Source organism: Pseudomonas sp. S60 (assembly GCF_016647865.1).
GTDB lineage: Bacteria > Pseudomonadota > Gammaproteobacteria > Pseudomonadales > Pseudomonadaceae > Aquipseudomonas > Aquipseudomonas parafulva.
This window is the reverse complement of record NZ_JACVVH010000048.1, coordinates 24582-37776: the sequence shown is the minus strand read 5'-3', so window position 1 is coordinate 37776 and position 13195 is coordinate 24582. Positions and strand designations below refer to the sequence as shown.

General features: G+C 62.4%; 15 protein-coding genes. 10 read left to right on the top strand and 5 right to left on the bottom strand.

Annotated elements, in window-relative coordinates; translation table 11 throughout:
- Positions 1-355: 355 nt before the first annotated feature.
- The 3 genes from aroC to IAE33_RS20355 all read left to right on the top strand — a co-directional run bounded on the left by aroC (position 356) and on the right by IAE33_RS20355 (position 3200).
- Complete coding sequence (gene aroC / locus IAE33_RS20365) at positions 356-1441, top strand: chorismate synthase (protein WP_201164843.1); 1086 nt, start codon at positions 356-358, stop codon at positions 1439-1441.
- Positions 1442-1508: 67 nt separating this feature from the next.
- A complete protein-coding gene (locus IAE33_RS20360) occupies positions 1509-2657 on the top strand; it encodes an MFS transporter (protein ID WP_201164842.1) in 1149 nt (382 codons plus the stop codon).
- A gap of 6 nt (positions 2658-2663) precedes the next feature.
- Positions 2664-3200 carry an oxidase gene (locus tag IAE33_RS20355; protein WP_201164841.1) on the top strand — a complete coding sequence of 179 codons (537 nt, stop codon included), beginning with the start codon at positions 2664-2666 and terminating at the stop codon, positions 3198-3200.
- A 76-nt stretch (positions 3201-3276) separates the two neighbouring features.
- On the opposite strand, the gene IAE33_RS20350 is transcribed toward IAE33_RS20355, so the two are convergent.
- Positions 3277-3549 (bottom strand): DUF3509 domain-containing protein, encoded by a 273-nt coding sequence (locus tag IAE33_RS20350; RefSeq protein ID WP_201164840.1) that lies wholly within the window; start codon positions 3547-3549, stop codon positions 3277-3279.
- Positions 3550-3819: 270 nt separating this feature from the next.
- Between IAE33_RS20350 and IAE33_RS20345 the strand changes: the two genes are divergently transcribed.
- Positions 3820-4344: an ankyrin repeat domain-containing protein gene (locus tag IAE33_RS20345; protein ID WP_201164839.1), complete on the top strand. Its 525-nt coding sequence runs from the start codon at positions 3820-3822 to the stop codon at positions 4342-4344.
- 59 nt (positions 4345-4403) lie between these two features.
- Positions 4404-4934: a hypothetical protein gene (locus IAE33_RS20340; RefSeq protein ID WP_201164838.1), complete on the top strand. Its 531-nt coding sequence runs from the start codon at positions 4404-4406 to the stop codon at positions 4932-4934.
- A 22-nt stretch (positions 4935-4956) separates the two neighbouring features.
- Here IAE33_RS20340 and IAE33_RS20335 read toward each other — a convergent pair whose 3' ends face one another.
- Entirely contained in the window at positions 4957-5892 is a 936-nt protein-coding gene (locus IAE33_RS20335) for a ZIP family metal transporter (protein ID WP_060481572.1), read from the bottom strand.
- A gap of 129 nt (positions 5893-6021) precedes the next feature.
- Between IAE33_RS20335 and IAE33_RS20330 the strand changes: the two genes are divergently transcribed.
- The 4 genes from IAE33_RS20330 (at position 6022) to IAE33_RS20315 (ending at position 9298) form a co-directional block, all read left to right on the top strand.
- Complete coding sequence (locus tag IAE33_RS20330) at positions 6022-6213, top strand: PLDc N-terminal domain-containing protein (protein ID WP_028634756.1); 192 nt, start codon at positions 6022-6024, stop codon at positions 6211-6213.
- Between the two features lie 159 nt (positions 6214-6372).
- The gene (locus tag IAE33_RS20325) at positions 6373-8430 is read left to right on the top strand and encodes an LTA synthase family protein (protein WP_201164837.1); all 2058 of its coding nucleotides are present in this window, start codon (positions 6373-6375) and stop codon (positions 8428-8430) included.
- A 123-nt stretch (positions 8431-8553) separates the two neighbouring features.
- Entirely contained in the window at positions 8554-8790 is a 237-nt protein-coding gene (locus IAE33_RS20320) for a hypothetical protein (protein ID WP_028634758.1), read from the top strand.
- Positions 8791-8965: 175 nt separating this feature from the next.
- On the top strand, positions 8966-9298 hold the full coding sequence (locus IAE33_RS20315) for a ribonuclease E inhibitor RraB (protein ID WP_028634759.1): 333 nt from the start codon (positions 8966-8968) through the stop codon (positions 9296-9298).
- Between the two features lie 36 nt (positions 9299-9334).
- Here the strand turns inward: IAE33_RS20315 and IAE33_RS20310 are convergent, their stop codons facing one another.
- The gene (locus IAE33_RS20310) at positions 9335-10135 is read right to left on the bottom strand and encodes a cytochrome c (protein ID WP_201164836.1); all 801 of its coding nucleotides are present in this window, start codon (positions 10133-10135) and stop codon (positions 9335-9337) included.
- A 526-nt stretch (positions 10136-10661) separates the two neighbouring features.
- Between IAE33_RS20310 and IAE33_RS20305 the strand changes: the two genes are divergently transcribed.
- Positions 10662-11393, top strand: coding sequence for an amidotransferase (locus IAE33_RS20305; protein ID WP_201164835.1), 732 nt, complete (start codon positions 10662-10664; stop codon positions 11391-11393).
- A gap of 31 nt (positions 11394-11424) precedes the next feature.
- Here the strand turns inward: IAE33_RS20305 and IAE33_RS20300 are convergent, their stop codons facing one another.
- Together IAE33_RS20300 and IAE33_RS20295 are read right to left on the bottom strand one after the other, a co-directional pair.
- Positions 11425-12396 (bottom strand): magnesium and cobalt transport protein CorA, encoded by a 972-nt coding sequence (locus IAE33_RS20300; protein WP_028634762.1) that lies wholly within the window; start codon positions 12394-12396, stop codon positions 11425-11427.
- Between the two features lie 69 nt (positions 12397-12465).
- A complete protein-coding gene (locus IAE33_RS20295; RefSeq protein WP_201164834.1) occupies positions 12466-13179 on the bottom strand; it encodes a lysophospholipid acyltransferase family protein in 714 nt (237 codons plus the stop codon).
- Positions 13180-13195 lie beyond the last annotated feature (16 nt).

The following is a 13195-nucleotide window of genomic DNA, read 5'->3' as shown; positions in this document are numbered from 1 at the left end:
AATGTAGGAGCGAGCGCAGCTCGCGATGCGCCGCGCAGGCGGCGCTCGGTCGAATAGGCGCAAACCCTCTTGAGCCGAACACCTGGTAGCGCTGATGCAATTTCGGCCCGGGGCCCTTCACCGGTAGAACGCGGTTGGGCCGGGAGGTGGTCAGCGTGATATTTGCAGCGCCTGAGAAATCGAGAGCCGCCCGCGCGGCGCATCGCGAGCTGCGCTCGCTCCTACGTTTGTTTCGAGCCAGTCACGCCTGTTACAGGCGCGCGCGACCGCCTGGTTTGTACGCCGCGCCACCTCCCAGCCCCATCCTGTATACTGCCGCCTTTCGTTCATCTCAGGCAGATCTCGCGGAGCGTCCATGTCCGGCAATACCTATGGCAAGCTGTTCACTGTCACCACCGCAGGCGAGAGCCATGGCCCGGCGTTGGTCGCCATTGTCGATGGGTGCCCGCCAGGCCTGGAAATTTCCCTCGCCGACCTGCAGCACGACCTCGACCGGCGCAAACCCGGCACCAGCCGGCACACCACCCAGCGCCAGGAAGCCGACGAGGTGGAAATCCTGTCCGGTGTGTTCGAAGGCCGTACCACGGGCTGCTCGATCGGCCTGCTGATCCGCAACACCGATCAGAAGTCCAAGGACTACTCCACAATCAAGGACCTGTTCCGCCCCGCTCACGCCGATTACACCTACCACCACAAGTACGGTGAGCGTGACTACCGCGGCGGTGGCCGCAGCTCGGCCCGTGAAACCGCCATGCGTGTGGCTGCCGGTGCCATCGCCAAAAAGTACCTGGCTACCCAGGGCATCACGGTGCGTGGCTACATGAGCCAGCTGGGCCCTATCGAGATCCCGTTCAAGACCTGGGAGTCGGTAGAACAGAACGCCTTCTTCAGCCCGGACCCCAGCAAGGTGCCGGAGCTTGAGGCCTACATGGACCAGCTGCGCCGTGACCAGGACTCGGTCGGCGCCAAGATCACCGTGGTCGCCGAAGGCGTGATGCCTGGCCTGGGCGAGCCGATCTTCGACCGCCTGGACGCCGAGCTTGCACATGCCCTGATGAGCATCAATGCGGTCAAGGGCGTGGAAATCGGCGCGGGCTTTGCCAGCGTGGCACAGCGCGGTACCGAGCACCGTGACGAGATGACCCCGCAAGGTTTCCTCAGCAACAACGCCGGTGGCATCCTGGGCGGCATCTCTTCCGGTCAGCCAATCGTCGCTCACCTGGCCTTGAAGCCAACGTCCAGCATCACCGTGCCAGGCCGCTCCATCGATGTGCACGGTAACCCCGTCGAGGTCATCACCAAGGGCCGGCATGACCCGTGCGTCGGCATCCGCGCCACGCCTATCGCCGAGGCGATGATGGCCATTGCACTGATGGACCACCTACTTCGCCACCGCGCGCAGAACGCCGACGTCAAGGTCACCACGCCCGTACTGCGCTAGCGTTTACCCGCCCGTGCCGGGTGTTTCGCCTAGCGAAGCACCCGCAGCAGGCCACCAAGGCCATTCCATGCCCGCGATCCCTTACTGGCGGTTGTCCAGCTTTTACCTGTTCTATTTCGCCCTGCTGGGCTCCACGGCGCCGTTTCTGGCACTGTACTTTGACCATCTGGGCTTCACGCCGGCACGTATTGGCGAGTTGGTGGCCATCCCCATGCTGATGCGCTGCATCGCCCCCAACCTGTGGGGCTGGCTGGGGGACCGCACGGGCCAGCGTCTGCTTATCGTGCGCCTGGGGGCATTGTGCACCCTGGCGACCTTTTCCCTGATTTTTCTGGGCAAAAGCTACGCCTGGCTGGCACTGGTCATGGCGTTGCACGCCTTCTTCTGGCATGCAGTGCTGCCCCAGTTCGAAGTCATCACCCTGGCACACCTGCATGGCCAAACCGCACGCTACAGCCAAGTACGCCTGTGGGGATCGATTGGCTTCATCCTGACCGTGGTCGGCCTAGGCCGCCTGTTCGAGTGGTTGAGCCTGGATATCTACCCGGTCGCCCTGGTGGCCATCATGGCCGGCATCGTCGCCGCCAGCCTGTGGGTACCCAATGCCCAGCCCGTCGAGCAGGGCGAGCGCCGCGCAGCCGGCGGTTTTCTGCACCAACTGCGAGCGCCCGGTATGGTGGCGTTCTATGTGTGCGTGGCACTGATGCAACTGAGCCACGGGCCTTACTACACCTTCCTGACCTTGCACCTGGAACACCTGGGCTACAGCCGCGGCGCCATCGGGCTGCTGTGGGCGTTGGGCGTGGTGGCTGAGGTGCTGATGTTCATGGCCATGAGCCGCCTGTTCGCGCGGTTCAGTATCCAGCGGGTGCTGCTGGCCAGCTTCGTGCTGGCGGCCGTGCGGTGGTTACTGCTGGGCAACCTGGCGGCGGAGCCTGGGATACTGGTGTTCGCACAGTTGCTGCATGCTGCCACCTTCGGCTGCTTTCACGCCGCCAGCATTGCGTTTGTGCAGGCCAGTTTCGGGCCGCGCCAGCAAGGTCAGGGCCAGGCTCTTTACGCCGCGCTTTCAGGCACCGGCGGGGCGCTTGGCGCACTGTACGCCGGCTACAGCTGGACATGGCTGGGGCCAGGCTTCACCTTTGGTATGGCCAGCGCCTCGGCGCTGGCTGCAGCCGTTATCATGGCGACCCGTTCGCAACCGACCAGGACCTGACCGCTGATGAGCATTCTCTGCGTATTTGACCCTTCCAGCCCGGCATTGCCCAACAAGGTGCTGACCCACCGGGAAGACATCGAGGCGGCGCTGGCCGAGCACGGGGTGTCTTTGATCCACGCCGAGCATGGTCTTCGAATACGCCCAGGCACAGCTGAGGTAGATGTGCTGGGCGCATGTGGTGATCACCTTGACCAACTCATGTCTACCCACGCCAGCTCCGTCTATCGGCTGGTGAACCGCGACGGCGAGCAGGGGGACACCACAGCGCTGCGGGAAGAGCACACCCATGACGGCCAGGAAGTGTTCGCGGTGATCAGCGGCCGTGCGCAGCTAGGCTTGCGCTTGGGCGGGTGGGTGTATTCAGTGGTGTGCGAGAAAGGCGATCAGTTGACCATACCGGCGGACACGCGGCGCTGGGTGGAATTGGGCGAAACCCCGTTTTGCCTTGCTTTCAGGCTTTATGGAAGCGAGCAGAGTGCAATGCCGTTATATACGGGCGATGACGCCGCACGGGCGTTTTTGGGAATCGACGAACTTTAATAGGCCTTGCTGGTCTGTTCGAGGGTGAATCCATCGGGAGTCACCCGCCAACAGGCCAGCTCAGGCAGGCGACCACTTAGCGGTAGGTCGGCAGGGCGAAGCGCTGTTGGCTTTGCAGCATGGTGATCACCGGCAGCTCACTGGCTTGCTCGGCCAGGTCGCGGCGGATGGCGCTGATGGCCCAAGACAGTTGTTCGGCGCTGTGCAGTTGCCCGTAGGTGAGCACACGGCGGGTCACCTTGCCGTCAGCGGCGCGCAGGGTCAGGAGAACACCGCCGTCCGGACGAGGCTGGGTAGCAACCTGGTAAGCCGAAAAGACCGAAACGAATTTTTCCTGGATAAGGTTCATGGCAACTCCTGACAGGTGTAGGGCAATCGTGGAGTTGTAGATTGCAGTGACCGTGCCAGCTTTTGGATATTGCCAAAACCCTTGTAAATCAATGGTTTGCGGCTTACTTCAAGAAGAGCCTCCGTGCAAGCTGCAAGGTCGTGCAATTTGCACAGTGCATTTTGCACGGCGGGGCTCGTTGGGCTATCGCAGCGATAGATTCTGAACCTTTGACCCGCAACCGGGGCCTGACAAACACTTAGGCACCGATTATTGCCAGGAGGTTCCCCCATGCAGACCCAAGCCGCGCCCTCTCAAATGACCGCCGATGAAGCCGCCGCCTTTGCCGAACAAGTGTTCGACCGCGCCCGCCAAGGCGACGCCGAGATGCTCGAGCGCTTGCTCGCCAGCGGCCTGCCCGTGAACCTGCGCAACCAGAAGGGCGATACCCTGTTGATGCTGGCCAGCTACCACGGCCACCACGATGCGGTGCGTGTACTGCTGGCCCACGGTGCCGATGCGCTGATCGCCAACGATAACGGCCAGCTGCCCATTGCCGGGGCCGCGTTCAAGGGCGACATGGCCATGATCCGCCTGCTGCTCGAGAACGGCGTACCGGTAGATGCAGCCGCGCAGGACGGGCGTACGGCGCTGATGCTGGCGGCCATGTTCAACCGCCTGGAGATTCTTGACTACCTGCTGGCCCAAGGCGCAGACCCATCGCGCCAGGATGCACGTGGCGCCACTGCCCTGGTTGCGGCCCACACCATGGGCGCAGTAGACGCTGCGGCGCGCCTGCAAGCGCTGGCAGGCTAACGTTACAGGGGCATTTGCGGCTATCCTTGGCACCTTTTTACCCGCCGCAGGCCCCGTTCATGAAAACTCAGTTGCTCGAATTCATCAGCCTCATTGGCGCAGGCTGCATGCGTGAGGCCGATATCGAGCGCATTGCCGATGAGGCTGCCCAGGCCTACGCCGACCCGGCGGCATTTCTTGCCGCCAACCCCGACATCAACTATGACGACAGCTTCCCCATGCCCCTGGGTGAGTGGGTAGTGCTCGGCAGCTTGCCCGATACCGTGGTCTTCCAGGCCGACAGCTACCAGGAGCTGTTCGAGCACATCAGCGGCTCGTTTGACCAAAGCGTGCCGCTTACCCTCAAGCCCAAGCAACTGGCACGCACCGAGCCGCTGACCGCGCTCAACCGCATCCAGGTGCAGATGGGTGCCTTGAACAAGGAAGCAGGGGGGTACGTGCTGCTCAACTTCAGCCAGTTGCTCGATGACGAACTGCAAATGGTGATGGTCGGCCAGCATGACCTGGCGCGTGTGACGGAGCTGGGTGCGGCGCTGGGCATCAAGGTTGAACCTGCCCTGGAAGCGTTGAAGGTTGCCGTGCACGTCTAAGCGACGTGCACAGGCGCCGTGCTCAGCCCAGTGCGGTATCGAGGAACATCATCACTGCAAAGCCGCCCATCAGGCCCAGGGTTGCCGAGGTCTGGTGGCCATTGCGGTGGGTCTCCGGGATGACTTCGTGGCTGACCACAAAAATCATCGCCCCGGCTGCAAGCCCCATGCTGATAGGGTAGGCGACCGCGAAACCCGTGGATATTCCCAGGCCGATCACTGCACCCAAGGGCTCCATCAGCCCAGACCCGATCGCCACCAGGGCAGCCTTCAGGTTCGAAAGCCCGGTAGCGCGCAAGGCCAGCGCAACCGCCAGCCCTTCAGGGATGTCCTGGATGGCGATGGCGGTGGTCAGCGGCAGGCCGATGTTCATGTCGCCATTGGTGAAGCTGACACCTATTGCCATGCCCTCGGGCAGGTTGTGCAGGGTGATCGCCAGCACGAACAGCCACACCCGGCTGAACCGCTCGGTTTCCGGGCCGGCTACGCCCACCCGCTCATGCTCGTGGGGGGTGAAGCGGTCCAGCCCGAGCATCAGCAATACCCCCAGGCCCATCCCCACCACCACCACGAACGCCGCAGCAGGGCCGCTGCCGGTGATGTCCCGCGCGGCATCCAGGCCCGGCAGAATCAGCGAGAACGAACTGGCCGCCAGCATCATGCCTGCTGCGAAACCCAGCATCACATCCTGGCTGCGCGTGCTCACGTCACGCAGCACCACCGCCAATACTGCACCCAGTGCCGTGGCACCGAACCCTGCCAGGCCACCTACGGCCGCCAGGTGCAGGTGCTGCGAATGGTCGCCGTGCACGGCATTCCACAGGCTGGCGCCCAGCAGCACGAGCACCGCCAGCAGGCTGAGAACAAGGCCGGCGCCTACCCATGGGTTGTTGGCGATGTGTTGCCGCCAGGCGCTTAGCGGGGAAGCGGCGGCGCTGTGACTGTGTACAGGGGGCATGCAAACCTCGGGTTCAAAAGACAATGCAGTCTAAGCAGTGACCCGAGCCTGGCGCCAAGGATTCCGCTCTATCGACGTAATAGCTGGCTATGCTATGCAGCATCAACCCCCTGAACTGGAGTACATGGCATGGGATCGACGTTCAACAGCCTGGTAGGCCTGATCATTCTGGCGCTGGACATCTGGGCCATTCTCAACGTGATCAAGAGCGGCAACGAAGTGGGCAGCAAGGTGCTGTGGATACTGCTGATCGCGCTGCTACCCGTGGTTGGCCTGGTGATATGGGCCATCGCCGGCCCACGCGGCAACGTGCGTATCTGAACATTGGCGGCCGGGCACCCGGCCGCAGTGCCGCCAGTGCCAATCGGGCCGTGACAAAATTTTCACAATGATTTAAACAGAATCCGCTCCCGCACAATGCTGCGATGGCCTTCGGCCGTCGCGCTCTTCGCAAACCGCAATTCTAGGACCTTCCCGTTCATGGCCAACCCGGACGCCTTGAAGCAATGGGGCGCGCGAGCGTCGTTCTCGCCCACCCTCAAATCCCACCTGGCCTACACGCTGTTGAGCGCGCTGGTCATCATGCTGATGCTCAGCCTCGTGCGCCTTGCGCTGCTGGTCTACAACAGCGACATGGTCGGCGATACGCCTGCTGCAACCGTTGCCGAGGGCTTCCTCAACGGGTTGCGCTTCGACCTGCGGGTGGTGGTGTACATCAGTGTGCCGCTGCTGCTGGCGTTGCTCAGCCCGTGGGCCATGGCGCGGCGCGGGGTGTTCCGTTTCTGGCTCACCCTCACATCCAGCGTGGTGATGTTCCTCGGCCTGATGGAGCTGGACTTCTATCGCGAGTTCCACCAGCGGCTGAATGGCCTGGTGTTCCAGTACATCAAGGAAGACCCCAAGACCGTCATGAGCATGCTCTGGTACGGTTTCCCGGTGGTGCGCTACCTGCTGGCCTGGGCCTTCGGCACCTGGCTGCTCAGCCTGCTGTTCAAGGGGGTCGACCGCGCTACCCGTGGTGATGGCGTGCAGCGTGTCGCCCCCTGGTACAACCGGCTGGCGGTGTTCATGGTGATTTTGCTGGTGGCCGTGGTCGCCGCCCGCGGCACCTTGCGCCAGGGCCCACCGATGCGATGGGGGGATGCGTTCACCACCGACTCCAATTTCGTCAACCAGTTGGGCCTGAACGGTACCCTGACACTGATCGATGCAGCCAAGAGCCGTTTCGGTGAAGACCGCGCCAACATCTGGAAGCCGGTGCTGGAGCAAGGCGTGGCCACCCAGACCGTGCGCCAGCAACTGCTGACGCCCAACGACACCCTGGTGGATGCCGACGAAGCCGCCGTGCGCCGTGACTTCCTGCCATCCGCCGCAAACACGCTGCCGATCAAGAACGTGGTGGTGATCCTGATGGAGAGCTTTGCCGGCCACTCGGTGGGCGCGCTGGGCAGCCCCAACAACATCACCCCGTACTTCGACAAGCTGGCCAAGGAAGGGCTGTTGTTCGATCGCTTCTTCTCCAACGGCACCCATACCCACCAGGGCATGTTCGCCACCATGGCGTGCTTCCCCAACCTGCCGGGCTTCGAGTACCTGATGCAAACCCCGGAAGGGGGCCACAAGCTGTCCGGCCTGCCGGCGCTGCTCAGTGCCCGGGATTACGACGACGTCTACGTATACAACGGTGACTTTGCCTGGGACAACCAGTCCGGGTTCTTCGGCAACCAGGGCATGACCACGTTCATTGGCCGCAACGACTTCGTCAACCCGGTGTTCTCCGACCCCACCTGGGGCGTGTCCGACCAGGACATGTTCGACCGTGGCAACCAGGAACTGGCTAAGCATGACGGCAAGAAGCCGATCTACGCCCTGCTGCAGACCCTGTCCAACCACACGCCGTACGCCTTGCCCGCCAACCTGCCGGTGGAGAAAGTCACCGGCCAGGGCACCCTGGACGAGCACCTCACCGCCATGCGCTACTCGGACTGGGCGCTGGGCCAGTTCTTCGAGAAGGCACGCAAAGAGCCTTACTTCAAGGACACCCTGTTCGTGATCGTTGGCGACCACGGCTTTGGTAACCACCAGCAGGTCACCGAGCTGGACCTGGGCCGCTTCAACGTGCCGCTGCTGCTCATTGCACCAGGCATCCAGGACAAGTTCGGTGCGGTCAACCACACCGTCGGCACCCAGGTGGACATCGTGCCCACCATCATGGGCCGCCTGGGTGGCGAAACCCGTCACCAGTGCTGGGGCCGTGACCTGCTCAACCTGCCTGCAGGCGACCAGGGCGTGGGCATGATCAAGCCATCGGGCAGCGAGCAGATCGTCGGCCTGGTGCAGGGCGACCGCGTGCTGATCGAGTCCAAGGACATGAACCCGCGGCTGTATCGCTACCAGCTGGGCCGTGAATTCAAGGCCGAGCTGATCGAAAGCCCGGACCAGCCGCAGATGCTCAAGCAGCTGGAAGCCTACATTCAGACCGCCACCAAGAGCCTGCTGGACAACACCGCAGGGGTGGTGCACGGCACGCCCAAGTAGCGCCTTAACAGGCAGCGGGCTGCCGCTCAGGCAGCCCGCAACTTTCTGAACATTCTCCCAGGCCCAAGGTCAGTAATTCAGGCATCGCAAACCAGATGTCGTTTGATTGAGAGGGCTCGTTCGATGAAAGAGTGGGAAGTCATCTTTGCCGACCAGAAAGGCGCACCGTCTTCGATCGTGCTGCAGGCCGAACATTGCCCCAGCGAGGAAGACGCCGCACGTGCAATACGCACGCAGTTGTTCCCGGTCATGGATGAGCTGGACCTCAACGATTTTCAGGACCGGGCCATTTCTCCCACGGCACGCTGGCTCAAGGAGCACAGCGGCGTCACCATCACCAGTATCCACGAAGCGCCCTGAACCACAGGTTTGCGTGGTGCCTGCAAGGGCACTACGCTGCTGGAAGGTGCCTGCCGTTCTGCGGGCAGGCACCTCTTAAACTCGCGTCTTGCAACAGCTCGAACTGCCAGGCCATTACCGGCAGGTGCGTAGTGCACGGAAAGTCTATCCATCGCGTTACTCAGGAGGACGATTCATGAGCAGCCAAAACGACGACATCAGCAGCAACGTCCTGCGTCAGATGAAGGCAGGCGGTTTCGACTTCACTCAAATTCACCCCATCGAGTTCTATGCCGTGTTCCCGGACGAGGCTGCAGCGCGGCGTGCAGCCACGCAGTTCCGGGGCGAGTCGCTCAATGCCCAGGTCACCGAGCTGGGCGATGGGGGGTGGCACCTGGAGCTGAGCAAGGTCATGTACGCCACCCACGGCGGCATCGGCGATTTCGAGGAAACCTTCGAACAGCTGGTGACACCCTATGGGGGTGAAGTGGAAGGGTGGGGCGTCAAACAGGAGCGGCTTACCGCTTGATCCATGGCGTTCAGGGTCGCCGCGCGGCCCTGGGTTTCACGGCCTGCGCCCAGCCATATGGGTCAGGTAGGCCAACAGTTCATCCAGGTCATTTTCACTGAGCACATCAACGGTAAACCCCGGCATCTTGGCCTGGGGCCAATGCCGCACGCTTTGCGGGTTGCGGATCAGCATGCGCAGGTAGGCAGGCTGGAAGTATTCCGTAGGGCTATGCGGGGTGTTCAGGTCTGGCCCCACTTGACCATCACCGGCACCATTGAGGGTATGGCACACCAGGCAGTTTTGTTGAAACAGGGCAAACCCTCGCTGCTCGGGGCTGTGTGCAGGCAGTTGCGGGTCGGGGAGCAGCGCTGGAAAGCGCGTTTGCACGGGCGCAAGCTTGCGCAGTGTCGCGATCTGGAATGGCCATTGCTCTGGCCGTATGCCACTTGCCTGTGGGTGGGTCCAGACCAGGTAAAACGGCCCGGCACTGCCCTTGCCCTTGCCCAGGGCCGGCCAGGGGTGGTCTGGGTCTTCAACTGCCAACCATGCCCTGGCCGGGCCCTGTTGCAGCAAGGGTGCGGCTGGCATTTCTGCCGCGAAGCCATCGTTTGCAACGGCCTGCAGATGATCATCAGGGCCAATGCCCTCCAGCAAGGCGCTGAGGGGCACTCCCCGGTAGTGCATAGGCCGCTTGTACGAGACATCGTGGTCGACCGCAATGGCCTGCGCCTGCGGGTGAGCCAGCAGCGCTTCGCTGCTCCATTGGCGTTCACCGTTGCCTAATTCGAGGTGCAGTTGCGCTGCCCAGACGGGCAGGCCTGCAACCAGTGCAAGCAGCATGAGGCAGTAACGCATGGAAAGCTCCGACCATTGAGGTCGGCAGGTTACCTGTGCGTCGCCCTTTGGCGCCAGCGCTGCGCTCAACCGAACAAGCGTGTGAGGTTCGGCAAGATCAGCAGCAAGGTGGTGGCGACGAGTATGAGCCCGGCCTGGCGAACTTTTGAATGTCTGAACATGGCTGACCGCCTTCTTGTTGTTATTCCTGAATACCCGTTGGCTTCCTTGTCGCGCTTCGGGTCGATCACAGTGGCACCGTGTTGCGGGGTGACTGCTTGCCTCTTGTTACGTGATATACAACCAACAGTAGGGCCTGCGTTATCCATGATTGAGAACCCTTTGTTCTAAGCGAGTGCCTGCTGATTATTTCTGGCTATGTAAAGGTCGCTGTGCACCGTGCCACGCTCTGGCTAGACGCCTGCGCGACGCTGCTGCCGGTTACCATTGGTTGTGACCGTTCGTCAGTGCAGCCTACTTGCTTGTACGTGCCTTTCGCGTCACGCTCTACACCTGATCCCCACCCATGTCGTTCAGGACTAACCCTATGTCGTTACGCATCTGCATCCTTGAAACCGATGTTCTGCGACCGGAGCTGACCGCCCAGTACCAGGGCTACGGCAGGATGTTCGAGCAGCTGTTTTCGCGTCAGCCCATTGCGGCACAATTTAGCGTGTACAACGTGATGAACGGCGATTACCCCGCCGACGACGAAGTCTTCGACGCCTACCTTGTGACGGGCAGCAAGGCGGATTCGTTCGGTTCCGATCCCTGGATCCAAACCCTCAAGGCCTACCTGCTGAAGCTGTACGCGCGCGGTGAAAAGTTGCTAGGCGTGTGTTTTGGCCATCAACTGCTGGCCTTGACCCTGGGTGGCAAGGCCGAGCGGGCGGAGCAGGGCTGGGGTGTGGGTACCCACCGGTACTCGCTGGCGACCCAGCAGCCATGGATGATCCCGCAGGTGCCTGAACTTACCCTGCTCATCAGCCACCAGGACCAAGTGACCGAACTGCCGGAAGGCGCGGCGGTGGTCGCATCCAGTGACTTCTGCCCCAATGCGGCTTACCACATCGGCGACCAGGTGCTGTGCTTCCAGGGCCACCCAGAGTTCGTCAACGATTATTCGCGGGCGTTGCTCAATGCGCGCCATGAACACCTGGGCGATGAGGTGTATCAGCGCGCAATCGCCAGCCTGGCCACCGAGCACCAGGGCGACCTGGTGGGTGAGTGGATGTTGCGGTTTATCCAGCAACCTGTCGGTAAACACGACGCCGCGTAAGGCGCAGGGCCGCGCTGCGGCCCTGGCCACCTCAAAGCCAGCCGGAGCGCTTGAAGCTGGCGTACAGCCCCACGCAACCCAAGCCGATCACCCCCAGCACGGTGAAGTAGCCGTAGTGCCAGTTCAGCTCGGGCATGTTCTGGAAGTTCATCCCGTAGATGCCGGCGATGGCCGTAGGGAAGGCCAAAATGGCCGCCCAGGCGGCGAATTTGCGTTGCACGATGCTCTGGCGTGACGACTCCAGCAGCATGCCGATCTCGATGGTCTGGCTGGCGATGTCGCGGATACTCGACAAGTCTTCCATCTGCCGCGTCACGTGAATTTGCACGTCGCGAAAATACGGGCGCATGTTCTTGTCGATGAAGGGGAAACTCAGCCGTTGGAGTTCCTCGCTTATTTCCACCATCGGCGCCACATAGCGGCGCAGGCGCAGGATATCCCGGCGCAGGCTGTGCAGGCGGCGTATGTCGTTTTCCTGCAGCGAGCCGCCCAGCACGCTTTGCTCCAGGGTTTCGATCTCGGCGTGGATGGCTTCGCTCACCGGCTGGTAGTTCTCGGTCACGAAATCCAGCAGCGCATACAGCACGAAGTCTTCGCCGTGTTCCAGCAGCAGCGGCCTGGCCTCGCAGCGCTGGCGCACCAGGGCATAGGATTTCGAATGGCCGTTGCGGCAGGTGATGATGTAGCCGTTGCCGGCAAAAATATGGGTTTCGATGAATTCCAGCCGCCCCTGGTGGCGTACCGGCGAGTAGGTGACGATGAACAGGGCATCGCCAAAGGTTTCCAGCTTGGGCCGGCTGTGCTTTTCCAGGGCATCTTCGATGGCCAGTTCGTGCAGGTTGAACTGGCGTTGCAGGTTGGCCAGTTCTTCGGCGTTGGGTTCCTCCAGGCCAATCCACACGAAATGGCCCGGCTTGCGGGCCCATTCGCTGCCTTCATCGATGCTGATGTTGGTGACCTTTCTGCCGGCGGTGTACACCGCCGATGCCACGACTCGCCCCATGGTTGCCCGCTTATTCCGGTTGAACACGGGCTACAGCTTGGTCCTTCCCCGCCCAGAGAGCAACCAGGCTCAGGGCTGTTCGGCTTCCATGTGGTCGATGCATTGCTGCATCTGCGCACGGCAGTGCTCGATGAGTGCGGGGAGGTCCTGCTGGGTCATGCCCGTGGTGGCGATGGGGGGCAGTGAGCGCACGCTGACCGTGCGTGGGTGCCAGCTGTTGAGGTCAAGGCGCCGGGCGTAGCGGCTGACGCACACCGGCACGATCGGCACGCCTGCCGCAATCGCCATGTGGAACGCGCCTTTCTTGAAGGCCAGCAATGTGTCGCCGGGGTTGCGTGTGCCTTCAGGGAATATCCAGATGGACGTGCCGTTCTGCAGTACGCGGGTGGTCTTTTGCAGGGCTTTGCGCGCCTGGTAGGCGTTTTTGCGGTCGACCAGCACGTTGCCACCCAGCCAGAACAGCTGGCCGAACAACGGGATCCAGCCCAGGCTTTTCTTGCCGATGGCAACGGTACGCTGCGGTACCACCTGGCCCAGCACAAAAAGGTCGAAGTTGGATTGGTGGTTGGCGACGATGACGCAGCCAGGCGGCTGGTCCCACAGCGGGCCCACCTCCGCCTTGACCTTGACGCGCATCAGCCAGGTGGCTGGCACGCTGTAAAGGCGTGCGAACACCCGGCTGTTGGCGGGGTTGAACGGGCGGCACAGGCCAATGACCAGGCCGACGGCACCCACGGCCAGAAAATGCAGGCCCAGCAGGAACATGCGAACACAATAGAGCATGGTACGACTCACACCA

Bases quoted from the DNA above. Each gene is read 5' to 3' on its own strand.
- IAE33_RS20350 (WP_201164840.1), bottom strand. From the start codon at position 3,549: ATGAACCTTATCCAGGAAAAATTCGTTTCGGTCTTTTCGGCTTACCAG.
- IAE33_RS20320 (WP_028634758.1), top strand. From the start codon at position 8,554: ATGAAAGAGTGGGAAGTCATCTTTGCCGACCAGAAAGGCGCACCGTCT.
- aroC (WP_201164843.1), top strand. From the start codon at position 356: ATGTCCGGCAATACCTATGGCAAGCTGTTCACTGTCACCACCGCAGGC.
- IAE33_RS20305 (WP_201164835.1), top strand. From the start codon at position 10,662: ATGTCGTTACGCATCTGCATCCTTGAAACCGATGTTCTGCGACCGGAG.
- IAE33_RS20345 (WP_201164839.1), top strand. From the start codon at position 3,820: ATGCAGACCCAAGCCGCGCCCTCTCAAATGACCGCCGATGAAGCCGCC.
- IAE33_RS20340 (WP_201164838.1), top strand. From the start codon at position 4,404: ATGAAAACTCAGTTGCTCGAATTCATCAGCCTCATTGGCGCAGGCTGC.
- IAE33_RS20355 (WP_201164841.1), top strand. From the start codon at position 2,664: ATGAGCATTCTCTGCGTATTTGACCCTTCCAGCCCGGCATTGCCCAAC.
- IAE33_RS20310 (WP_201164836.1), bottom strand. From the start codon at position 10,135: ATGCGTTACTGCCTCATGCTGCTTGCACTGGTTGCAGGCCTGCCCGTC.
- IAE33_RS20335 (WP_060481572.1), bottom strand. From the start codon at position 5,892: ATGCCCCCTGTACACAGTCACAGCGCCGCCGCTTCCCCGCTAAGCGCC.
- IAE33_RS20330 (WP_028634756.1), top strand. From the start codon at position 6,022: ATGGGATCGACGTTCAACAGCCTGGTAGGCCTGATCATTCTGGCGCTG.
- IAE33_RS20300 (WP_028634762.1), bottom strand. From the start codon at position 12,396: ATGGGGCGAGTCGTGGCATCGGCGGTGTACACCGCCGGCAGAAAGGTC.
- IAE33_RS20295 (WP_201164834.1), bottom strand. From the start codon at position 13,179: ATGCTCTATTGTGTTCGCATGTTCCTGCTGGGCCTGCATTTTCTGGCC.
- IAE33_RS20315 (WP_028634759.1), top strand. From the start codon at position 8,966: ATGAGCAGCCAAAACGACGACATCAGCAGCAACGTCCTGCGTCAGATG.
- IAE33_RS20360 (WP_201164842.1), top strand. From the start codon at position 1,509: ATGCCCGCGATCCCTTACTGGCGGTTGTCCAGCTTTTACCTGTTCTAT.
- IAE33_RS20325 (WP_201164837.1), top strand. From the start codon at position 6,373: ATGGCCAACCCGGACGCCTTGAAGCAATGGGGCGCGCGAGCGTCGTTC.